This is a genomic window from Rhizobium sp. WW22, from assembly GCF_047041135.1.
Classification (GTDB): Bacteria; Pseudomonadota; Alphaproteobacteria; order Rhizobiales; family Rhizobiaceae; genus Rhizobium.
In genome coordinates, this window is sequence record NZ_CP178198.1 from 2,653,846 (window position 1) to 2,676,302 (window position 22,457).

At 59.3% G+C, this 22,457-nt stretch carries 22 protein-coding genes, 2 tRNA genes and 1 pseudogene; 11 read left to right on the plus strand and 14 right to left on the minus strand.

Translation table 11 applies throughout. The features are described from left to right. Positions 1-35: 35 nt before the first annotated feature. The gene (locus ACK83U_RS13125) at positions 36-491 is read right to left on the minus strand and encodes an RbsD/FucU family protein (RefSeq protein WP_015341211.1); all 456 of its coding nucleotides are present in this window, start codon (positions 489-491) and stop codon (positions 36-38) included. 216 nt (positions 492-707) lie between these two features. Here ACK83U_RS13125 and ACK83U_RS13130 point away from each other — a divergent pair, with 216 nt between their 5' ends. From ACK83U_RS13130 to ACK83U_RS13155, 6 genes are all read left to right on the plus strand, one after another. After that, positions 708-1,367: a response regulator transcription factor gene (locus ACK83U_RS13130; protein ID WP_015341212.1), complete on the plus strand. Its 660-nt coding sequence runs from the start codon at positions 708-710 to the stop codon at positions 1,365-1,367. Further along, positions 1,364-2,722: an ATP-binding protein gene (locus ACK83U_RS13135; protein WP_112602953.1), complete on the plus strand. Its 1,359-nt coding sequence runs from the start codon at positions 1,364-1,366 to the stop codon at positions 2,720-2,722. Before ACK83U_RS13130 ends, ACK83U_RS13135 begins: the two co-directional genes overlap by 4 nt. 101 nt (positions 2,723-2,823) lie before the next feature. Beyond that, positions 2,824-3,750, plus strand: a complete 927-nt coding sequence (locus ACK83U_RS13140) for an ROK family protein (RefSeq protein ID WP_112602955.1) — start codon at positions 2,824-2,826, stop codon at positions 3,748-3,750. After that, complete coding sequence (locus ACK83U_RS13145; protein ID WP_112602957.1) at positions 3,740-4,450, plus strand: copper homeostasis protein CutC; 711 nt, start codon at positions 3,740-3,742, stop codon at positions 4,448-4,450. The genes ACK83U_RS13140 and ACK83U_RS13145 overlap by 11 nt, the downstream gene beginning before the upstream one ends. A gap of 229 nt (positions 4,451-4,679) precedes the next feature. Further along, positions 4,680-5,561, plus strand: coding sequence for a DUF6030 family protein (locus ACK83U_RS13150; protein WP_112602959.1), 882 nt, complete (start codon positions 4,680-4,682; stop codon positions 5,559-5,561). A 208-nt stretch (positions 5,562-5,769) separates the two neighbouring features. Next, complete coding sequence (locus ACK83U_RS13155; RefSeq protein WP_112602963.1) at positions 5,770-7,215, plus strand: DHA2 family efflux MFS transporter permease subunit; 1,446 nt, start codon at positions 5,770-5,772, stop codon at positions 7,213-7,215. Between the two features lie 17 nt (positions 7,216-7,232). On the opposite strand, the gene ACK83U_RS13160 is transcribed toward ACK83U_RS13155, so the two are convergent. Genes ACK83U_RS13160 through ACK83U_RS13170 form a run of 3 tightly spaced genes read right to left on the minus strand, consistent with a single transcriptional unit; the run spans position 7,233 to position 12,019 of the window. Further along, a complete protein-coding gene (locus tag ACK83U_RS13160; protein ID WP_112602965.1) occupies positions 7,233-8,783 on the minus strand; it encodes a SpoVR family protein in 1,551 nt (516 codons plus the stop codon). Next, complete coding sequence (locus ACK83U_RS13165) at positions 8,783-10,054, minus strand: YeaH/YhbH family protein (protein ID WP_112335235.1); 1,272 nt, start codon at positions 10,052-10,054, stop codon at positions 8,783-8,785. The genes ACK83U_RS13160 and ACK83U_RS13165 overlap by 1 nt, the downstream gene beginning before the upstream one ends. Positions 10,055-10,072: 18 nt before the next feature. Then, positions 10,073-12,019, minus strand: a complete 1,947-nt coding sequence (locus ACK83U_RS13170) for a PrkA family serine protein kinase (RefSeq protein WP_112335236.1) — start codon at positions 12,017-12,019, stop codon at positions 10,073-10,075. Positions 12,020-12,191: 172 nt separating this feature from the next. Here ACK83U_RS13170 and ACK83U_RS13175 point away from each other — a divergent pair, with 172 nt between their 5' ends. From ACK83U_RS13175 to ACK83U_RS13185, 3 genes and pseudogenes are all read left to right on the plus strand, one after another. Beyond that, positions 12,192-12,398, plus strand: a complete 207-nt coding sequence (locus ACK83U_RS13175; protein ID WP_412474618.1) for a hypothetical protein — start codon at positions 12,192-12,194, stop codon at positions 12,396-12,398. 62 nt (positions 12,399-12,460) lie between these two features. Beyond that, positions 12,461-12,595 (plus strand): annotated as a pseudogene (locus tag ACK83U_RS13180) (IS3 family transposase); the annotation flags it as partial. Between the two features lie 536 nt (positions 12,596-13,131). Further along, positions 13,132-13,446, plus strand: a complete 315-nt coding sequence (locus tag ACK83U_RS13185; RefSeq protein WP_112602967.1) for a hypothetical protein — start codon at positions 13,132-13,134, stop codon at positions 13,444-13,446. Positions 13,447-13,656: 210 nt separating this feature from the next. Here ACK83U_RS13185 and ACK83U_RS13190 read toward each other — a convergent pair. From ACK83U_RS13190 to ACK83U_RS13235, 10 genes are all read right to left on the minus strand, one after another. Next, positions 13,657-13,732, minus strand: a tRNA-Phe gene (locus tag ACK83U_RS13190). Between the two features lie 196 nt (positions 13,733-13,928). Further along, positions 13,929-14,144 (minus strand): DNA gyrase inhibitor YacG, encoded by a 216-nt coding sequence (gene yacG / locus ACK83U_RS13195; RefSeq protein ID WP_112602969.1) that lies wholly within the window; start codon positions 14,142-14,144, stop codon positions 13,929-13,931. Positions 14,145-14,149: 5 nt separating this feature from the next. Next, positions 14,150-14,770 carry a Maf-like protein gene (locus ACK83U_RS13200; RefSeq protein WP_112335240.1) on the minus strand — a complete coding sequence of 207 codons (621 nt, stop codon included), beginning with the start codon at positions 14,768-14,770 and terminating at the stop codon, positions 14,150-14,152. A 90-nt stretch (positions 14,771-14,860) separates the two neighbouring features. Next, on the minus strand, positions 14,861-15,079 hold the full coding sequence (infA, locus tag ACK83U_RS13205; protein ID WP_004117876.1) for a translation initiation factor IF-1: 219 nt from the start codon (positions 15,077-15,079) through the stop codon (positions 14,861-14,863). Positions 15,080-15,221: 142 nt separating this feature from the next. Then, positions 15,222-15,704, minus strand: coding sequence for a low molecular weight phosphatase family protein (locus tag ACK83U_RS13210; RefSeq protein ID WP_015341223.1), 483 nt, complete (start codon positions 15,702-15,704; stop codon positions 15,222-15,224). Between the two features lie 5 nt (positions 15,705-15,709). Then, positions 15,710-16,183, minus strand: a complete 474-nt coding sequence (locus ACK83U_RS13215) for a UPF0262 family protein (RefSeq protein WP_112602971.1) — start codon at positions 16,181-16,183, stop codon at positions 15,710-15,712. A 3-nt stretch (positions 16,184-16,186) separates the two neighbouring features. Next, entirely contained in the window at positions 16,187-17,485 is a 1,299-nt protein-coding gene (hisD, locus tag ACK83U_RS13220) for a histidinol dehydrogenase (RefSeq protein ID WP_112335241.1), read from the minus strand. A 58-nt stretch (positions 17,486-17,543) separates the two neighbouring features. Further along, entirely contained in the window at positions 17,544-17,987 is a 444-nt protein-coding gene (locus ACK83U_RS13225) for a DUF2948 family protein (RefSeq protein ID WP_112335242.1), read from the minus strand. A gap of 333 nt (positions 17,988-18,320) precedes the next feature. Beyond that, a complete protein-coding gene (gene murA, locus ACK83U_RS13230; protein WP_112335243.1) occupies positions 18,321-19,613 on the minus strand; it encodes a UDP-N-acetylglucosamine 1-carboxyvinyltransferase in 1,293 nt (430 codons plus the stop codon). A gap of 159 nt (positions 19,614-19,772) precedes the next feature. Next, positions 19,773-20,057, minus strand: coding sequence for a hypothetical protein (locus ACK83U_RS13235; protein ID WP_412474619.1), 285 nt, complete (start codon positions 20,055-20,057; stop codon positions 19,773-19,775). 155 nt (positions 20,058-20,212) lie between these two features. Here ACK83U_RS13235 and ACK83U_RS13240 point away from each other — a divergent pair. Together ACK83U_RS13240 and ACK83U_RS13245 are read left to right on the plus strand one after the other, a co-directional pair. Then, positions 20,213-20,287: transfer RNA gene (locus ACK83U_RS13240), tRNA-Thr, on the plus strand. Positions 20,288-20,294: 7 nt separating this feature from the next. Continuing rightward, the gene (locus tag ACK83U_RS13245; RefSeq protein WP_412474620.1) at positions 20,295-22,079 is read left to right on the plus strand and encodes a DUF6538 domain-containing protein; all 1,785 of its coding nucleotides are present in this window, start codon (positions 20,295-20,297) and stop codon (positions 22,077-22,079) included. The last annotated feature ends 378 nt before the right edge of the window (positions 22,080-22,457 follow it).

A 22,457-nucleotide genomic window follows, 5' to 3' on the forward strand; every position in this document is an offset into this window, starting at 1 on the left:
GCGCCCTTGCCGCCATCCGGATCAAGCGTGCCTGATCACTCAGCTTCCGGCGGGATGACACCCTTGGTCAAGGTAAAACAACCGTAGAAACGGCGCTCGCCGGTCTGAATGACGCAAAAGGCATCCTTGGCACGCTCATAGAAGGCAAAACGCTCGACCGGCGTCAGCGGCCAATGCTTGCCCTCGGCTTTGTCGATCACGGCCTGAACTTCACGCTGCACCTGCGGCACCTCATCCGGCGCACCAACCACTTCCATGCGTGCCGCCGCATCATCGATGAAGGTATCGAGCGGCATTAGCGACAGGATCGCCGCAACCGCTTCGGCAGACGACACGTTGTCGATACGCAGCAGCTCGCCCAGAACGGTCTGGCTTGCTACCGATTCGGCGGGGAAATTCGTGTCGACGACAGCGAGCATATCGCCATGCCCCATGGATTTGAGTGCGTAGAGCACATCCGCATTCAACAGCGGTGAAATTCCCTTCAGCATGACCGATATCCTCCGATAGCCTCCGGCGGCACCCGTGCCGCCTCGTTCTCCGCACAAGTAACCATCGCGTTTCTGTCTGTCCATAGGTACCGGGAACGTTTTCGCTGTGTCAGCGAGCCATGAACTGTGCATCCAGTCATGGCTTATTTCAGCCGTTATTGACCCGATAGGTTCGTCGGCATTAACTGAAGTACGTTCAACGGTTGAGAGGTGCAGGTGCGCATTCTTGTGGTGGAGGACGACGACACGATCGGCGGTGCGGTTCGCGACCATATCGCGGCAGGGCCTCACGCCGTGGATTGGGTCAAGAACCTGGCCGATGCGGAAGAGGTCACCAGCGCCGTGCAATACGGCCTCGTCCTGCTGGATCTGCAACTTCCGGACGGCAGCGGCATCGATTTCTTGAAGCGGCTGCGCCGCAGGCCGGATGAAACCCCCGTCATCATCCTGACGGCACGCGACCAGATTTCCGACCGAATAGAGGGCCTGAACAGCGGTGCCGACGATTATCTCGTCAAGCCGTTCAATCTCGGCGAACTCACGGCCCGCATCCTGGCGGTTGCCCGACGGTATGCGGGCAGCCCGCAGCCGACCCTGCGCTTCGACGACCTGGAAATCGATCAACCGCAGCGCCGCGTCAAGCTGGCAGGCAAGGATGTCATCCTGACCGGCCGGGAATGGGCCGTGCTCGACCTGTTGATCACGCGGCCGGGCGCCATCGTCTCCAAGGACAAGATAGAGGAAGCGCTCTATGCCTTCGGCTCCGAGATCGAGAGCAACACGGTGGAAGTCTATGTCAGCCGCCTGCGCAAGAAGATCGGCAAGGATCGCATAAAGACGGCCCGCGGTGTCGGCTATTGCCTGGGCGAACGATGAGTGAGGCCAAAACCGCGAGCCGCGCCAGCATCACCCGGCGTCTGATCACTGCGCTGACCGGCACGGTCGTCATCTTCTGGCTGATCGCGGTCGGCATTGGCGTTTATGTCGTCAACAAGGAACTCTCGGAAACCTTCGACGGCGCATTGCAGGAAACCGCCGAGCGTCTACTGCCGCTGGTGCTCGACGATCTCGCCAACCGCGACCATTCCGGCGATCCCCAGAGCCTGGAAGCGCTCAACAAGGGGCTGAACCGCGAATATCTGACCTACCAAGTGCTCGATGGGAACGGCAAGGTCATCCTGCATTCCCACGATGCCCCTCCAACCGCCTATGAGGTGCCGCTGGCAATCGGCTTCCACAATACATCACGATACCGGATCTATACCGAATCCTCGGCTGATGGGACGATCTTCCTGCATGTCGCCGATGCCTTCAAGAATCGCCGCGAGGCATTGCGCGAGAGCGGCGTCGCGCTGCTCTGGCCGCTGCTGGCGCTCATTCCGGCGAGCATCATCGCCATCGGCATCATCGTTGGCCGATCGCTGCGGCCGATCGACCGCCTGCGCTCCGAGATCGCCACCAAGGACGGCGGCAACATGGCGCCGCTCGAGAGCGAAACGCTGCCGCTCGAACTGCAGCCGATCGCCCGTTCCGTCAACCTGCTGCTCGAACGCCTGCGGCTCGCCCTTGAAGCGGAGCGGGAATTCACCGCCAACAGCGCCCATGAGCTGCGCACTCCGATTGCGGGAGCGCTTGCCCAGACGCAGCGGCTGATCGCCGAATTGCCGCAAGGGCAACTGGCGGAACGCGCCGGCCGCATCGAAACATCTCTCTCCAATCTCAGCCGGTTGGCGGAAAAGCTGCTGCAGCTTTCTCGCGCTCAGGCCGGTATCGGCACCGGCGACAAACCGGCCGATCTTACGGCCGTCATCGAAACGGTCATCGGCGATTACAACCGCGATACCGGCACGGCGGGCCGCGTCCTGTTGGAAAACGAGACTTCCGGGAAACTGATCCGCAATGTCGATATCGATGCCTTTGCGATCGTCATGCGCAATCTGATCGAAAACGCTTTGATCCACGGTCCGGCCGATGACGAGGTCACCGTGAGCGTTGACGATCGTACCGTCCGCGTCGTCAATGGCGGCGCCGTGCTGTCCGCCCATGAGCTTGCCGGCCTAAAGAAGCGTTTCTGGCGCGGCAAGACGAAAGCGGCGGGCTCAGGCTTGGGATTGTCGATCGTCGAGCGCATCGTTGGCCAGATCGGCGGTCATCTCGATCTGCTCTCGCCGGCGGCCGGCAGGACCGATGGCTTCGAAGCAAGAATCACCTTGCCGCTTCCAACGGATTGACGACTGCCCGCCCGGGAAGGATTGGCCCGCACCGGATTGATCTTGCAAAGACCGGCAAAGGGTGCGAGCAAGTGCGCCATGTTTCCAGCGGGTCGGTATCCATGATCGTTTCCTTCGACATCGGCGGCAGCGCCATCAAAGGCGGCATCGCCCGCTCCATGACGGATATCGTTCCGCTGGCACGGCGCCCGACGCCCAGGCATGACTTCGTCGAATTCGTTGCCGCCCTGCACGACGTGATCGCGGAGGCGCAAGACAAGCCGGATTGCCTCTCCTTCTCGATCGCCGGCGTCGTCGATCCCGATACGCAGGCACTCACCTGCGCCAATATTCCCTGCATTCACGGCCGACACCTTGCCGCTGACCTCGAAGCGGAACTCGGCTATCCCGTGCTGATTGCCAACGATGCCGATTGCTTCGCCATGGCCGAAGCCATGTCGGGCGCAGGCCGTGGCCATCGCATCGTGTTCGGCGCCATTCTTGGCACCGGCGTCGGTGGTGGCCTTGTCGCTGATGGCCGGCTGGTCAATGCAGCCGGCGGCTTTGCCGGGGAATGGGGCCACGGCCCGATCATCGCCTCCCTTGCCGGCAATCCGCCGGTTGCCATTCCCGCCTATACCTGCGGCTGCGGCCAGAAAGGCTGCGTCGATACGGTCGGTGGCGCCCGCGGTATCGAACGCCTGCACAAGACACTTCACGGACTGGAACTTTCCAGCGAAGAGATCATCGGCGACTGGCTGAAGGGCGAAAGCCGCGCGGAACGCACGATCGACGTGATGGTCGATCTGGTCGCCTCGCCGCTGGCGCTGACCATCAACATAACCGGCGCGACCATCGTGCCCGTCGGCGGCGGCCTTTCCAACGTCGAACCGCTCCTGGTACGACTGGACGAGGCAGTACGTGCCCGCATCCTGCGCAAGTTCGGCCGGCCTCTCGTCGTGCCGAGCGAGTGCAAGCTGGAACCTGGTCTCATCGGTGCCGCTCTGCTGGGCCTGCAATATGCCGAAGAGCGCATCCATGCTGCTTGAGGTCTGCGTCGAAGATATTGCCGGCCTCAAGGCCGCTGTCGAGGGCGGCGGCGATCGCATTGAGCTTTGCAGCGCGCTTCCTCTTGGTGGGCTGACGCCGAGTGCCGGGCTGATGGCCGCAGCGGCGAGGATGCCCGTCCCGGCATACGCCATTATCCGTCCGCGCGCCGGCGGCTTCGTCTATTCGGCGGATGAACTTGACATTATGAAGCGCGACATCGATGCGGCGCGGACCCTCGGTCTGGCGGGCGTCGTGCTCGGTGCCTCCCTGCCCGATGGGCGACTTGATGTTGATACGCTCTCCGCTCTCACCGCCCATGCGGAAGGCCTCGGCAAGACGCTGCACCGCGCCTTCGATCTGGTGCCCGACGTCGAGGAAGCCGTCGATGCCGCGATCTCCCTCGGCTTCGAGCGTATCCTGACATCCGGCGGCGCAAAGACCGCGGCAGAAGGGCTCACCGTGCTCGAACAGGCGATTGCAGCAGCCGACGGTCGCATCTCCATTATGCCCGGCTCCGGCGTGACGCTTGCGACGGTCGGCCAGTTATGGCCGCGCCTGCAGATCAGCGAGATCCATGCCTCCTGCTCGGCACCCGTCTCCGAGACGGATGAGCGAGCCATCACCCTTGGCTTCTCGGCGCCATCGGCCCGCCGCACGGATGCCGCCACCGTCAAGGCACTCAAGGCATATTTCGTCTAGAACAGATTGCACAGGAGCGGGCAGCAGCTTTGCGACAATAACACGCAAAAAGCCGGAAAAACCGGCTGCCCAAGATCGCGATCTGCTTTGAGCAACATCATGAATTGACAAAGAAACATTAGAATGATCAATCGTTCATAAACGCATATGCTGTAGTCATGAACATGGCTGCGCAACATACAGTTATTGCAGCAAGTAAGTTTCCTCGGGAGTAGCTGTGATCTGAACCATGTCGGTGGCGCCACCTCGCAAGAAAAGCAGAGCTGTCTTTTGGATTGCCGCCGTTGTCATCGGTTCGATCATCCTCGCAACCGCGCTCCTGGCTAACGATATGCGCAATCTGCGGGCGCTGGATGATCGTTATCATCTCAATCTTTTTCCGAAACCGGAACAACACGCAGCAGCGCCGACTACGCCCGTGCAGGAACCGCAGCCATCTCATGCAGCCACGCCTCCGGCAGCGGCGCCAAAGACATCAGCCCCGGCATCAAGCAGCGTCCGCGTCAAGCCGGCGACCGTCACCGCCAAGCCATTCGTCAAGAAAAGATCCCATCTGCTGGACGAGCCTATCGACGCGCTGCTGAGTGCCTTCGTGCGAAGCTGGCGGATATCGGGCCAGACGCTTTGCGCTGATCTCCAGAAATTCGGCCTGTCCGTGGGCGAATGGCGGCAAAGCGAGCTGGGGACCGGCACTTCGGAGTGCAGCTATGCCGTTCAGAAGGGCGCCTATGGCGATCCCAAGGCGGCTTCCTTCTTCATCATCGCCAGGGGCAAACCATCAGGTGAAATCGATGCCATCCGCATCAAGGTCATCATGCCGGACAATGACGACGGAAAGGCCGTTGCCGGCACTTTTGTCGATACTGTCGTCCTATTGCTGAACGAGACCCATTGGTTGGACTTTCAGGCCGCGCTCGAGGCAATCGGCAAACTGCAGGACGTGACGCTGCAAGCCTTCGGCGCCAAGCTTGCCTTCTTCAAGGAATTCCAGAGCAACAACAATTTCAATCTGCAGCTGGAATTGCGCAGAACCTCGCCGGAGCAGCTCCGAACCGCGATCGTCTTCGACAAGGCACGCTGGACATTGCCCTCTCCCCCATCAACCAACTGATCATATGGATTTCCGGGAATTCAAGAGGCCGTGTTCCTGTTGCACCGCGCCAGGGATGATGCTCATATAGGCAACGATTCCGATGGCCGGCGGATCACCGGCCGCCAGCACCATGTTTCCCGAGAGCACGAGGCGGTTTCCGAAGGGATCCATGCAAATCGTCAAACGCGCCGGTCCCCAGCCGGGCGTTGGAAAGCCGTTACATTCCATGGATTCGATAGATCCCAATCCGCAGGGTCAGACTTTTGCGGTCGAACGCAATCCTCGCCTGCGCTACATCATCCCCGCCGTGGTCGCCGTCGCCTTCCTGATGGAGCAGCTGGATTCGACCATCCTCGTCACCGCCGTTCCCGATATCGCCAAGAGCCTCGATACGACGCCCCTTCGCATGAATCTGGCTGTCACGACCTATATTCTAACGCTTGCCATGTTCATTCCGGTGAGCGGCTGGTTTGCGGATCGCTTCGGCGCCCGGCGCATCTTCACGCTTTCCCTTTTCATCTTCACGATTGGCTCGATCCTCTGCGGGCTGGCGACCAGCCTGCCGATGCTCATCGCCACGCGCGCGTTGCAGGGCTTTGGCGGCGCGATGATGACGCCGGTCGGGCGCCTCATCCTCATCCGCAGCTTCCCGCGCAGCCAACTCGTGACTGCCATGACCTACATGACCCTGCCAGCCGTCATGGGACCTGTCATCGGCCCGGTACTTGGCGGCTTCCTGACGACCTATCTGTCCTGGCGCTGGATTTTCTGGGTAAACCTGCCCTTCGGGCTGATCGGCATGGCCATGGCGCTGCGCTATGTCGAGGATACCGAACGCGACGCGACGATCAAATTCGATTTTCCCGGCTTCATCATGGTCGGCCTCGGCTGCGTGCTGCTGCAATACGGCATCGAAAATATCGGCCGGCCGACGATCCCCGGCTGGGCTATTGTCCTCACGCTTGCTGCCGCGGGTCTGCTGCTCGTCGGTTTCATCCGCTACGCAAAAACGGCGGCGTCGCCAGCCGTGGATCTCACCCTCTTCAAGCTGCGCACCTTCCGCATCGGTACCCTTGCCGGCGGCATCTGTCGTGTCGGGCTTAATGGCGTGCCCTTCCTGCTACCGCTGATGCTGCAGATCGGCTTCGGCTTGAGCCCGATCGTCTCGGGCACGCTGACCTTCGTCAGCGCCCTAAGCGCGCTTGCCGTGCGGCCGGTCTCGGCAAAACTGCTGAAGCTCTATGGCTTCGATCGCATGCTCACCTGGAGCGCCGTATTCGGTGCCGCCGTCGTCGCGGGCTTCGCATTGATCACGCCCGACACGCCGCACTGGTTCATCATCGTCTATGTTTTCATCTTCGGGCTGGCGCGGGCCGGTCAGTTCATGACGTCCAACACGCTGTCCTATTCCGATACCCCGGCGGCACAGCTCAGCCGCGCGACCAGCTTGGGCGGCGTGCTGCAGCAATTGAGCGTCAGCTTCGGCGTCTCCGTCGCCGCCATGCTACTGGGGCTGGTGACCTTGGATGGATCGCCGCTGACGCCGGAAAAATTCCACATTGCATTTTTGCTGATGGCGGTCATCCCGCTGCTCGGCATACCCGGCTTTCTGAAGTTGCAGCCTGAGGATGGCATGCAGGTGAGCGGCCACCACCGGCTGCCGAAGACATAAAACGGGGATAGAGGTGTTTACGCCGCCAGCGCCGAAGACCGTGGATGCACAAGATGATCGCGCAGCACCGCGCCCGAGCGATCGACCTCTTGCATCAGCACGTCGTAGCTCCAGAGATCGGCCAGATGCTGCAGCACGCGCTTGGCATCCATGTCGTCGAGCATCGCGCCGTTCAGCACCGTATGCTTGACCAGCAGCCGCCTATCGCCGGCAAGATCCACATCGACGATCTCGATATGCGGATCGATCCAGCCGACATCATATTGCCGTGACAACTCGCGGCGGATACGCCGGTAGCCGCGCTCATCATGAATGGCTGCAACCCTCAGCCCCTCTTCCTCCTCGGGATCATCCGTCAGCTGGAACATGCGCATCTTGCGCATCAGGTGCGGGCTGAGGAACTGCGCAACGAAACTCTCGTCGCGATAATTGGCCCAGAGATCGCGCAGCACCGCCATGGCATCGCCGGTGCCGGCGATTTCCGGGAACCATTGGCGATCCTCTTCCTCCGGCTTCGTTACGATGCGCTCGATATCCTGCATCATGGCAAAACCGATCGCGTACGGGTTGAGGCCGGAATAACGGGGATCGTTGAAGGTCGGCTGGAAAACCACGTTGGTATGCGATTTCAGAAATTCCAGAAAATCGCCGTCGCCGATGCCGCCAAGCTCGTGCAGCCGCGTCATGATGCGATAGTGCACATAGGTCGCCGTGCCCTCGTTCATCACCTTGGTCTGGCTCTGCGGATAGAAATATTGCGCGACATGCCGCACGATGCGGATGATCTCGCGCTGCCAGGGTTTCAGCCGCGGCGCCATCTTTTCCAGGAAATAGAGGATGTTCTCCTGCGGCAGACCGGCCAGCGCACGCCGGCGCTCCAGATCGAGATCATGGGTCTTCTTGCCAGACCCGGCCGGAACCGTGCGCCAGAGATCGTTGAAGATCTTCTCGTCATATTCGCGCCGCTCGCGCTCGCGCTTCTCCTCGTCGCGCAGGTCCGGCGTCTTCTTGCCCGCATAGCGATGCACGCCATGCGACATCAGCGCATGCGCGGCATCCAGCGTGCGCTCGACCGCGGCGTGACCGTAGCGCTCCTCGCAACGCGCGATATAGCTCTTGGCGAAGTTGAGATAATCGAGAATGCCTTCGGCATCGGTCCAGAGCTTGAAGAGATAATTGTTCTTGAAGAAATGATTATGGCCGAAGGCGGCATGCGCGATGACGAGCGCCTGCATCGTCGCCGTATTCTCCTCCATCAGGTAGGAAATGCAGGGCGAGCTGTTGATGACGATCTCATAGGCAAGGCCGCGCAGGCCCTTGCGGTAGAAGGCCTCGTGATGGGCGAAATGCTTGCCGAAGGACCAGTGCTTGTAGAACAGCGGCATGCCGATCGAGGAATAGACGTCGAGCATCTGCTCGGCAGTGATGATCTCGATCTGATTGGGATAGACATCGAGACCGAGTTCGCCGACGGCGATCTTCTCACAGGCATCGTGAATTCGCTGGATGGTGGCGAAATCCCAGTCCGCACCTTCGAAAAGCCGCTCCATCGATGCCTTCTTTGCCATTATCCGCTCCTTGTTTCCGCCGTCCGGCGCTGGAAGAGATCGTGGAAGACCGGATAGATCTGGCTGCGATCGCTGACACGCCGCATGGAAAGCACCGGCCATCCCGCCTGCAGCCGTTCGTAGAGCGACCAGATCGCCGAGCCGGACGAGATTGCGACGCTGCGCGATTCCCCCACTTCGAGATAGGCGAAATATTGGCAGACGGGCAGGATCTCGCTCGTCATCAGCGCTGCCGTCGTCGCATTGTCTGAATAGGCGTTGTCGCCGTCCGACGCCTGGGCGGCGTAGATGTTCCAGTCGGACGCCGGGAAGCGGTCACGCACGATCCGCCGCATCGCCTCGAGCGCGCTCGAAACCTGGGTGCCACCGGTTGCAGGGCTGCGGAAGAAGGTCTCCTCGTCCACCTCCTCGGCGACGTCAGTGTGGCGGATGAAGACGATCTCCACACGGCGATACTGCCGGGTCAGGAAAATATAGAGGAGCATGTAGAAGCGCTTGGCGAGATCCTTCATATGCTCGGTCATCGAACCGGAGACGTCCATCAGACAGAACATAACGGCCTGTGCCACCGGTTTCGGCTCGTTCTCGAAACGACGATAGCGAATGTCGATCGGATCGATATAGGGAATGCGCCGGACCTTCGATTCCAGCCTCTTGATCTCTTCTTCGAGCTGTGCGCGGCGCTTCTCGTCCGTGCACTCCTCGGCCTCCTCGATGAGCTTTTCGACCGTTTCCGGCTTCGGGCGATGCAGCGCGACACGGCGCATCATCGCAAGCCGCATCGTACGGTTGATGGCGAGATTGGCGGGAGATCCCGTCACCGAATAGCCCGAGCGCACCGGGTTGATCTGATCCGCCGACATCAACCGCCGCTTGGCAAGATCGGGCAATTCGAGATCATCAAGGAAGAGATCGAGGAACTCATCCCGCGTCAGGATGAAGCGGAAGGCATCCTCCCCAGAGCCGTCACCACCGGCGCGACCTTTGCCGCCGCCACCTTCTGGCCGCGGCAGAACATCACCTTCGATGAAGTCCTTATTACCGGGAAGAATATGTTCCTTCAGGCCCTCTGGGCCACGATGGAACCGAGGTTCCTCGGTTCCATCCAGGGGAATGCTGACTTCGCCACCCTTCAGAATGTCCTGAATGTCGCGATTTTGAGAGGATTCATAGACCGCTCTCTGCACCAGCGCTTTTGCTCTTCGCAAAAATCGTTGACGATTTTCCAGACTTTTTCCGCCTGGGTTCAGGCGTCTGTCAACAATGTGCATTCCTTCTTCCTTGGTGGCTCATCCCGCCTGTTTCACACGCATGTACCATTCCACAAGGCGCCGGACCTGCCGCTCGGTGTAACCCCGCGCGACCATCCGCTCGACGAATTCGCCATGTTTCTTCTCCGTCTCGCCATCCTTCTTGGAACCGAACGAGATGACGGGCAGAAGGTCCTCGACCTGGGAGAACATCCGCTTTTCGATGACTTCACGGATCTTCTCGTAGCTGGTCCAGGACGGGTTCTTGCCGCCGTGGCTCGCTCGCGCCCGCAGGCAAAACTTGACGACCTCGTTGCGGAAATCCTTCGGATTGGCGATGCCGGCCGGCTTCTCGATTTTGGTGAGCTCCTGGTTGAGAAGCTCGCGGTCCAGAAGCTGGCCTGTATCGGGATCCTTGAAGTCCACATCCTCGATCCAGGCGTCGGCATAGTCGACGTAGCGATCAAAGAGGTTCTGTCCGTAATCCGAATAGGATTCCAGATAGGCCTTCTGGATCTCGTTGCCGATGAACTCCGCGTAGCGTGGTCCGAGTTCGCTCTTGATAAACTCGATATAGAGCTTCTCGGTTTCAAGCGGCAGCTGTTCGCGGCGGATTGCCTGCTCCAGCATGTACATCAGATGCACCGGATCGGCACCGACTTCTGTCGTATCGTAATTGAAGGTCGCCGCCAGCACTTTGAAGGCAAAACGGGTAGAGGCCCCATCCATACCTTCATCGACACCGGCCGTATCGCGATATTCCTGCACGCTGCGCGCTCTCGGATCGGTCTCCTTCAGGCTCTCGCCGTCATAAACCCGAAGCTTGGAGAAGGCGGTCGAATTCTCGTGCTTGGAAAGCCGCGTCAGAACCGTGAAGCGGGCGAGAGTTTCCAGGGTCGACGGCGCGCAGGGCGCGTCGCTGAGCTCGGATTCCTCGATCAGCTTCTCGTAGATCTTCTGCTCTTCGGTGACCCTGAGGCAATAAGGCACTTTCACCACGCAGATACGGTCGATGAATGCCTCATTGTTCTTGTTGGCCTTGAATGTCTGCCATTCCGACTCGTTTGAGTGCGCCAGGATAATGCCGGAGAAGGGTATCGCACCGATATTTTCCGTACCGATGTAATTGCCTTCCTGTGTCGCCGTCAGCAACGGGTGCAGCATCTTGATGGGCGCCTTGAACATTTCGACGAACTCGAGAATGCCCTGGTTGGCACGGTTCAATGCGCCGGAGTAGCTATAGGCATCCGGATCATTCTGCGCGAGACTTTCGAGCTTGCGGATATCCACCTTGCCGACCAGCGAGGAAATGTCCTGGTTGTTCTCATCGCCCGGTTCCGTCTTGGCGACGGCAATTTGCCGCAGCCTTGAGGGCTGTATCCTGACGACGCGGAAGCGGGAAATATCGCCTTCGAACTCTTCCAGCCGCTTGAGGCACCAGGGGCTCATAAGCCCGGTCAGACGCCGACGCGGAATGCCGTAGCGCTCCTCGATCATCGGCCCCATGGTGACGGGATCGAACAGGCTGAGCGGGCTTTCGAAGACCGGGCTCAGCTCGTTTCCGGCCTTCAGCACATAGATGGGATGAACTTCCATCAAGGATTTCAGCCGCTCGGCAAGCGATGACTTGCCGCCGCCGACTGGCCCGAGCAGATAGAGGATCTGCTTGCGCTCCTCCAGCCCCTGGGCCGCATGTCGGAAGAAGGCGACGATGCGTTCGATCGTCTCTTCCATGCCGAAAAAGCCCGAAAAAGCCGGATAAGTCCGGATGGTCCGGTTCATGAAAATACGCCCAAGCCTTGTATCCTTGGCCGTATCGATCAGCAGTGGTTCGCCCATGGCTGCCAGTAGCCGCTCTGCCGCATTTGCGTACATGAGCGGGTCATCCCGGCAGGCTTCCAGGTATTCTGAGAATGACATCTCGACTTCGCGCCGTGCTTCAAAAGTACGGGCGAACGTGTTGAACAGAACATCGTTGTTTAACATGGCGCCTCGGTAGCTTGCTATTGCAATTAACGCCGGCTTTTACGAGATCACTTTATCCCGCCATATCTAAAGTGCGGTATGACTCGCTTCGAATCAATAGGTGATCTGTCAATAATTCGTACGCTTGATTCCGAATGTCATCAATATCTTGATGGGATCATGCACCGAATTAATGAAAAACAACCATAAGATGGTTGCGATCAAAACACCGCACGCAAAAATCTTCACTTCAATGACCAAGCATGCACGGCGGGCACTCATCCGAAAACGCGATCTGAACGAAGAATTGGTCGAAGCCAGCGTCGCGCTTCATTGTCCGCATGATTTGGGAGAAAAGATGGTGCCCAGCGCCGGAATCGAACCATTCTACCATTCGTAGACATTCTAGCATGTCATGTCGCAATTGTATCGATATCGCAGCCGCGCAGTTCCGATGCAGGCAGGGTCTACCGATCACGCAATGAAGCACGTCGGGACGTGTTCGATTACATCGAGATGTTCCACAAGCCGAAACGCAAACACGTCAGGAACGGGATGCTATCGCCTGTCGCGTTCGAGAAGCAGCAGAAAATCTGACCCGAGATCTCTACGAAACTTGGGGCTATTCAATCTCTCCCAATGACAGAGCCAAAACAGTAAGTTACCGCTAAAATTAACAATCAAAAATATTATGAAAATTTTCTAAAAAACGTGATAGAATGCCTAAATCCTAAAAAATAATTATAACAAGGAGCCAAAATGCAAAACGTTCTTATTGCCAACACAGTACGACGCTCGATGCGCATGCTGATAGAGACCTCTGTCTTGATCGCTGGTGTGGCGGCTATTCTCAGCCTCAGCCTTCCGTCAGTTCATCTTTGGTTGTGATCATGTCAAAACGTTCAAAGCGGTTCCAATGCCCCATCAGAGAGAAAACCGACACGGTCTTCCGTCCCATTACAACGGGTGACGTTGCCGCCCGGATCGAGAAGGCTGCAATGCTTAAGGCCCTACGGATCGAGCGCGATCGGCCAACGCGTCCTCAAACTGTACTTTAGCCGCCCCCCTGAATCCGGAAGCATTCAATAGTTCCTTTAGGCGCTTCCAGCGCTAGGCTGGTTGAAAGGGATACCATGGAGCGTTTGCAACGCCTCTCCAATGGCACTCTGATGCCGAACGATTTGGACAAAGTTCGAATAGTGTTTAATGAGGTGATAAAGCAGACATGGTTCGATCCAAATGACTATAGTAAGGAAGGTTTTGCATCAAAGCTGATCGTTTTGTTTCAATGCGGCATAGTCCGCCCCGATCAACTGACCAAGGTCGCCTTTCTTTTGGCGCTGAACGATTTCTGTCATGACATACCAAACGTTCAGCGAGCGAAGCTGAAAGCTGCTTACAAACGCTCTCCCTCCATCGGACGAGCGCCGTTGGCTATTTGGCTTTGAGCTGCGAGCCATGATCCTGAGGATCGCGGAGGAGCTGGCCTCCGCCGCGGCCATCGAACCGCCGAAGGACCTGACCCCGAAGAGAGCATCGTTTGATAATTCTTCCGACTTGATAGTCGGATGGACGCAAACGCGTACTCCACCCTCGTTCTGATATCACCAAGACCGACCAGGCATCCGACAGAAGTGAAAAATTTCGAAAGTTGGTAGTGGTGCCCAGAGCCGGAATCGAACCAGCGACACGCGGATTTTCAATCCGCTGCTCTACCAACTGAGCTATCTGGGCATCCGTGCTTCGCGTCGAGAGAAGAGCCGTGAAAGGCGCTGGGCGGTTGGTTCACCCCGGAAGCGAGCGGGGTTATAGCATCTTGTTCGGCCATGTCCAGCCGCAAATGACTCTTTTTTGACAGGAAATCGAATTTTGCCAATTCGCGAACAAAATGAGGAGGTTCGCAACATAGAACCTCTTTGGAAAACCTCATTCAGTCCTGATCTGAGCCGCCGGCCTTCGTCTCGTCTTCGGTCACTGGGATGGCATAGGAGCCGTTGAGCCAGCGCGAAAGATCGACGGAACGGCAGCGATCCGAGCAGAAGGGATAGTGCTCGCGCACCGACTGGCGGCCGCATTCCGGACAGGGACGCGTCTTGCGCAGCGGCTCGACCTTCGAGCCAACCTTGATCTCTTCAGCCTTCGTCATCAGCTTTATCCTTCCTGCCATCCGGCGTGGACGTCGAACCCCTCGCCCGCGAGCAGCAGCATGGTCTCATAAAGCGGCAATCCGACGACATTGGTGTAGGAACCGACCAGCTTCTGCACGAAGGAGCCTGCAAGCCCCTGTATGCCGTAGGCCCCGGCCTTGCCCCGCCATTGTCCGGAGGCGAGATACATGTCAATGTCGCGGCCGGAGAGCCGCTTGAAACGCACCTTGGTCTCGATGACCTTCTGGCGCGCCTTGCGGTCCGGCGTGATCAGGCAGATGCCGGTATAGACGACATGGCCGCGCCCGGAGAGCAGATGCAGCGCCGCAGCCGCTTCATCGACGAATTCCGCCTTGGGCAGGATGCGCCGTCCGACGGCAACGACCGTATCGGCCGAAAGAATATAGCTCCCCTGCCAGGCGGCATCGCTCTTGATAGCCGCAAAGGCTGCATCACCCTTCTCCGCCGAAAGCCGCCGCGCCAGCGAGCGCGGATGCTCCGCCTTCTTCGGCGTCTCGTCGATGTCCATGGGCATAAGGCGCGCGGGCTCGATGCCTGACTGATGCAGGAGCTCGACGCGACGCGGCGATCCGGAGGCCAGTATCAGCTTGTGTTTCAACGCCATCAGATCTCGACCTGTCATGCGGGAATGAGAGCCGGCTCCGGAGCATGATGCCGAAAAATGTCGGGGCATCCGGCTCCAGCGAGCGGCGTACTATTTGAAACGGTAGGTGATGCGGCCCTTGGTCAGGTCGTAAGGGGTCATTTCCACCAGCACCTTGTCGCCGGCCAGAACGCGGATGCGGTTCTTGCGCATGCGGCCCGCGGTGTGGGCGATGATCTCATGCTCGTTTTCCAGCTTCACGCGAAAGGTTGCGTTCGGCAGGAGTTCGGTAACGACACCGGGAAATTCGAGGACTTCTTCTTTCGGCATTAAAGCTTCTTTTCCTGTCGGTTGAGGTCGGCGCCCGTGACAAAAAGGCTGGGTCGCCGGAAATTTGGGCGGAAACTACACAATCGCCGCGGTTTTGTGAACCACGTTGATAAGGGTTTCTGCATTTGTTTCACTTGCGGCTCTAAAGCGAACCACGATGTTCCACAAGCCTGCTCTCGATGAGACCGAGAAGATAGTCCCTTACGCCGCGATAGGCATCGAGAATCTGCTCGCGGGTTCCGTCCGTGGCGGAGGGGTCTATCGTCGGCCAATAGATGACGTCGACGGCATTGGCCCGCGTCAGTTCCAGCGCGGCGTGATGCGCCTCGGGAGAGAGCGTGATGATGACATCGAAGAAATCGTCCTCCAGCTCCTCCATGGTCTGCGGCTGGCGCCGGCCGAGCGAAAGCCCCATCTCGGAAAGCACGACATCGACGAAGGGATTGCGCTCGCCGGCACGCACGCCAGCCGAGGCGATATAGGTGCCCTGCGGCAGCATCTGCCGAGCGATCGCTTCGGCCATCGGCGAACGGATGGTATTCAGGCCGCACATGAAGAGGATGGCACCGGGGGATTTGCCCCCGGACGACCTGCCATTGTGCTCGATCGCCTGCGGCTCGTCCATGGCAATCACCCGCGCCAATAGAGCACGCAGACGAGCGTGAAGAGCCGGCGCGCCGTGTCGAAATCCACACTGATCTTGCCGTTCAACCGGTCCATCAGCGTCTGCGAGCCTTCGTTGTGGATGCCGCGCCGGCCCATGTCGATCGCTTCGATACGGCTTGGCGTGGCCGAGCGGATCGCCTCGTAATAACTCTCGCAGATCATGAAATAGTCCTTCACGATCCGGCGAAACGGCGTCAGCGACAGAATATGGGTGGCGACAACGCCGCCATCTTCCATGCGGATGTCGAAGACCAGCTTCTGGTCGACCAGCGAAAGATTGAGCAGATAGGGCCCGCCCTCATGCCCGACGGGCGTGAAGCTGTTTTCCTCGATCAGGTCGAAAATGGCGACCGCGCGCTCATGCTCGACATCGGGCGTCGAGCGGCCGATCGTGTCGTCGAGGACCACATCGCTCAGCCGAAAGACGCCCTTGGTCATGCCTTACCCCTCGAGATTGAGGCGGATCGCGACCGATCGCGCATGTGCATCCAGCCCCTCGGAATTGGCAAGCGCGATCGCCGCCGGCCCGAGTGCACGAAGCTGATCCGGCCCAAGCCGCAGGATCGAGGTGCGCTTGACGAAATCGAGCACCGAGAGCCCGGAGGAGAAGCGCGCGGAGCGGGCCGTCGGCAGCACATGGTTCGAGCCGCCAACATAATCGCCGATCACCTCCGGCGTATGACGGCCGACGAAGATCGCGCCCGCATTGCGCACGCCGGCAAGCAGCGGCTCGGGGTCGTCGACCGCAAGTTCCAGATGCTCGGCGGCGATGCGGTTGGCAAGCGGAATGGCCTTCTTCAGATCGGAGACCAGAATGACCGCGCCGAAATCCCGCCAGCTCGCTGCCGCCGTCTGCGAGCGGCTGAGCTGCTTCAGCTGCCGCTCGACCGCCGCTTCCACGGCTCTGCCAAATTCGGCATCGTCGGTAATCAGGATCGATTGAGCACTTTCGTCATGCTCGGCCTGCGCCAGCAGGTCGGCGGCGATCCAATCCGGATCGTTGTTCTTGTCGGCAATGACGAGTACTTCGGAAGGGCCGGCGATCATGTCGATGCCGACGGTGCCGAAGACCTGGCGCTTGGCTGCGGCAACATAGGCATTGCCCGGGCCGGTGATCTTATAGACCGGCTCGATCGTCTCGGTACCGTAGGCAAGCGCGGCAATCGCCTGCGCGCCGCCGATACGGTAGATTTCCTCGACGCCGGCCATGCGGGCGGCGGCAAGCACGGCCGGATTGACGGCGCCATCCTTGGTCGGCACGGCGATGACGACGCGGTCGACACCGGCGACCTTGGCCGGCACGGCATTCATCAGCACCGAGCTCGGATAGCTAGCCGTACCGCCGGGCACATAGAGGCCGACGGCCTCGATCGCCGTCCAGCGCGATCCCAAGCCGACGCCGAGATCGTCCTCATAGATATCGTCCTTCGGCATTTGCCGGCGGTGATGCGATTCGATGCGCGTGGCGGCTACCTTCAGCGCGCCCAGGACCTCGGCCGGAACGGCGGCAACGGCCGCATCGATCTCGGCTTCGGTGACGCGCATCGGTGTCACGGCGAAATCGATGCCCTCGAATTTCTTGGAATAGTGAGCAAGGGCGGCATCGCCCCGCGCCCGCACATCGTCGATGATGCCGCGCACCACCGCATTCACATCCTCGGACACTTCCCGCTTGGTCGTCAGGAATGCGGCGAACTGCTGCTCGAACCCTTCCGACGCCTGATCCAGCCAGATAGCCAAACTGATATTCCTCTTTCACTGCGGCCGCCTGCGGCGGCAAAAATCCAACCGTCGCTATCTATTCGCCCGCGTCGGGATGTCGAGGCTTATGGGCCGTTTCCCATGCGCCGCCGATATCCGCAAGCTGGGCCTCGATGCATTCGACATCAAGCGCAATCGTGGCGTTGGCAGCAAGGGCAAGCTCGATCGTGCCGTCAGGCCCCTCGCCCTTCTGCTCGAAGCGGATGGCAAGCAGCGACAGCACCTCGTCACGCTTGCGCCGGTCGATGCCACTGGAGCGGACTGCCTTGACGCGCTTGAACACCAGCGCGGAACGATGGCGTTCGTAAGGCTTGCTGCGCTGATCCAACTGCTCCCACACGAAACGGTTGGCCGCGAGCGAAAACTGCTCCTGCTTCGGCGCAAAGGACATGTCGCCGACCTTGAAGACGCTATCCTGCATATAGGCAGAGATGACATCCAGGTCCTCGGTGTCGAGTGCCATTAGCTTGAGATCGCTCATTCGTCCTTTTATCCCTAATCGCGCCAATAGAGCGTTTCTGCTTTTCTTCGAATCGCGAAAACGCTCTATCCTTTCTACTTACGCAATTCCGGACGGAAAACCGCTACGCACTTTTCCTGGAATTGCTCTAGAACGCCCGGCAAGCACGATTACCGAGGTTTCTCCATTCTGGACATAAAATGCGAGCGCAAAAGACGCAACCGAAGAAAGCGGGGTTGTCCGCTCTCTTCTCGCCGATGGATGGAAATAGGCCGGATCCCGCAAAATGCTGTCGCGCTTTTGCGACAGCGGGATGCAAAAACCGGAGCGCTGCTCGGGGGGAGCGCGACGATCTTAGTCGCTGATGCGCTCGACCACTGCACCACAGCGCGTCAGCTTGTCTTCGAGCCGCTCGAAACCGCGATCGAGGTGATAGATGCGCGACACCAGCGTCTCGCCTTCGGCGGCAAGGCCAGCGATCACGAGCGAGACGGAAGCGCGAAGATCGGTCGCCATCACGGGCGCGCCCTTCAGCTTCTCGACGCCCTCGATGCGCGCGGTCTGGCCAGAAAGGGAAATCTTGGCGCCGAGGCGGGCGAGTTCCTGCACATGCATGAAGCGGTTTTCGAAGATGGTCTCGGTGATATGCGAGACGCCCGAAGAACGGGTCATCAGCGCCATGAACTGCGCCTGCAGGTCTGTCGGGAAGCCGGGGAACGGATCGGTGACGACGTCGACCGGCTGGATACCGCCGCCATTGCGCATGACGCGGATGCCGTTGTTGGTCGGCGAAACCGTGGCGCCGGCGCGGCGCAGACTTTCAAGCGCCGTGTCGAGTAGCGCCACATCGGTATTTTCCAGCGTGACATCGCCGCCGGCCATGGCGACGGCCATGGCATAGGTGCCGGTCTCGATACGGTCGGGTAGCACGCGATGGCGCGCGCCGGAGAGCGAGGTGACGCCCTCGATGGTGATCGTGCTGGTGCCGGCGCCGGAAATCTTGGCGCCCATGGCGATCAGGCAGTTGGCGAGATCGACGATCTCGGGCTCGCGGGCAGCATTGCCGATGACGGTGGTGCCGCGGGCAAGCGTGGCCGCCATCATCAGCACATGCGTCGCACCGACGGAAACCTTCGGGAAGTCATAGCGGGCGCCGATGAGGCCGCCCTTCGGCGCCGTGGCGTTGATATAGCCGCCGTCGATTTCCATGGTGGCGCCGAGCGCCTGCAGGCCTTCGATGAAGAGATCGACCGGACGCGTGCCGATGGCGCAGCCGCCGGGCAGCGACACACGCGCCTGGCCCTCGCGGGCGAGCAGCGGTCCGATGACCCAGAAGCTCGCGCGCATCTTGGCGACGAGCTCATAAGGCGCGGTCGTATCGACGATGGTGCGGCAGGTGAAATGGATCGTGCGGGAATAGCCGTCTTCCTGGCGCTCGCGCCGGCCGTTGACGGCGACATCGACGCCGTGATTGCCGAGGATGCGCATCAAAAGCTCGACATCGGCCAGATGCGGCACGTTTTCGAGCGTCAGGGTATCGCTTGTCAGAAGCGAGGCGATCATCAGCGGCAGCGCGGCATTCTTGGCGCCGGAGATCGGAATGATACCGTTGAGCTCGTTGCCGCCGACAATCCTGATACGATCCATATAAGCAATACGGGCGAGGCCCGCCTTTCCTGATAGTTCCGAGCGCCCAGGTTGCGGGCGCCGAGTTTTGCGCACCTAAGTTTCGTGCACCTTGGTAAAAGGCGCTCTTTAGACGAAATAGATTAACGCATCAATTCGTTTGATGATGGACGACATCAATCATTGCGATTCGTCCCTTTTTGCGGCGGAATCGGCATTATCCCCAGCCTTTGCAGCCGGCAGCCCATCCGTCTCGTCGGCCTGGCCAGCGCGGCGCGCCCGGACCTGCTGCTTGCGGCGGGACAGATTCTCCCGCAGCTTCTGCGCCGCTCGCTCGCGCCGCCGATCCGCTTCCGTAACCTGCCTGCCGCCCACGGGCTCGCCCGCCTCGCCGCCGGCCCCGCTTGGAGCAGAACCGCCCTGCAAAGCCTGCCCCTCATCGATTTTCGTCTTGTCCGCACCCATGGCTTCCTCATAGCGGAAAACCTTAGGCGTCAAAAGACCGACACATTTTTTCCAACGATCTTTCACAGAACTTGCAATTTGCGGCTTGCACTCCGCCCCGACCTATGGCAATAGCCGCCTCGCCCAATACGGCGCACCACACCGCGCCACGGAATGCTGCTATAGCTCAGGGGTAGAGCACTCCCTTGGTAAGGGAGAGGCCGAGAGTTCAAATCTCTCTAGCAGCACCAGTTTTCCTTGTTTTTCTTCAAGGACTTACCAGAAAATCAATGGGTTACAGTTTCGTTTGCTCCAGCACACTGCTACAGCGGAGCCATGAACGACATGCCATTGCCCCCTCGCCTCATCAAACGCGGAAACGTCTATTGGTTCAGATGTTCGATCCCGCGTAACATCAAGAAGTCCTATCCCAAGACGGAGGAAACGTTCTCTCTGGAGACCCGAGACTACCAAGAGGCACTAAAGAAGCTTCGGAAAGCCTCAGCGGAAGTTGACGACCGGTTTGACGAGCATCGGCAGCTATTGGCCCGACAATTGGAACCCGCACTGGCAGAATTGTCTGACGCCCAAATCAAGCATGTCGAGGACGTCTATTTTGCCCACCTGCTGGACGAAGATGGCGAGGTTCGCCTTGACGGTCTCAATGATCGGGACTTCGATAGATACGCGGAACTGATCGAAGACATGGATGAAGTGAACAGGTTCGATCTCGCACGAGGCAGACCTTCAATCTTTGCGCAGGCTGAAGCTGTCGAGGTACTCACATGGGACAATGTCGACTTGCGGCTCGACCCGGCCTCTCCAAGCTGGCCGAAGCTCGTCCGAGCAATCCTAAGCGCTAGCGTCCGCGCGGCGACCGCCAAACGGCAACGGAACGAGGGGACACCCATAGAAACACCGGTCATGCCCAAGGCAGACCCAATCGACACGCGCCCTCACGCATCCAAGATCATGGAAGCCTGGGTTACCGAGAAGACCCGAGCCAACGGCGGCTGGACACCTAAGACTACTGAGGCGAACCGGCTGTGGACGGGACGCTTCATTGAGATGGCCGGCGACAAGCCGATGGGCGACTATACGAAGGGAGATGCCCGCGAGTTCAAGGCAGCACTACTGTCGCTCCCGCCTAACTGGACGAAAACGAAGGGCTTTGAGAAACTATCGATGAAGGAGGCGGCCAAGCGAGCAGCCGAAATGAAGCTAATGCCTATGGCTGGCAAGAACGTTAACAAGGTGCTCGGCTTCCTCCGTGCGTTCTGGAATTGGTCCAAATCCAATTATGACGATGTTCCGAGCAATCCCTTCGACGGGTTGAACATCAAGATCAGCGGCAAGGCTCGCGACGAGCGTCATCCATTCACCCCCGACGAACTCTCGACGATCTTCCGCTCTCCAATCTACACAGGCTGTAAGAGCGTCCGCTATCACAATACTCCCGGCGACCTCGTCCCAAGTGACCAAGGCGTCTATTGGGTTCCTTTGGTCGGCCTCTTCACGGGATGCCGGTCTGGCGAAATCATCCAGTTGCGCACTGAGGATGTAAAGGTGGAAGGCGGCATCGCCTACCTTGAGGTCACCGACGAGGGCGAAGGCCTGAACGTTAAGAACAGTGGTTCGCGGCGGCGCGTTCCCATCCACAAGGCCCTCAAGGACATTGGCTTCTTGCGGTTCGTAGAGCAGCAGCGGCAGCAGAAGCAGAAGCGGATATTTCCGGAAATGCCCAAGGCTTCGGACGGCACCTATTCGACTGCTTATTCGACGAAATTTGGCAACACGCTGAAGGCGCTGGGCGTCAAGCATGACAAAAATGCCTTCCACAGCTTCCGCCATTCGTTCGAGGACGCCTGCCGCAACAGTCGCATTCCGCTCGATTTCACCAACGCACTGCAAGGTCATGCCCAGCAAGGAATGGCGGGGCGATATGGCCACGGGCTCTTTGGACTTCAGTTGCTGAAAGAGGAGATGGAAAAACTACACTATAGCGGCCTAGACTTATCTCACTTGATAACAGCTCGAAACTGAAATTGCAATCTTAGATTATTATAAATTTGACTGATGCTACCTATACTTTCGTAGCCTTGGAAAATCTCGGTTCGCGCTCTGATGACAGATATACGCGAGATAGGGGCAAAGAACCGGAATTGACCCGCGCGTTACCTAATCCTATGAGGTCACTCCCGGGCGATCTTCTGGTTAAACCGGCCCGAGGACCCAAGCCACTTCAGATATTGGTGTGGTGCCGCGCTATTACGGTACAATCAGATCGATGCCGACCGTTATTGAAGGCCAAGTTGGAACGGTCGAAATATCGTTCGATCGTTTGGTGTCCTAGAAGCTCGCTGCCGGATAAAGTTCCATGAGGCGGGTACTTGCTCCTGGCGCTCACACCTTCTTCGATGT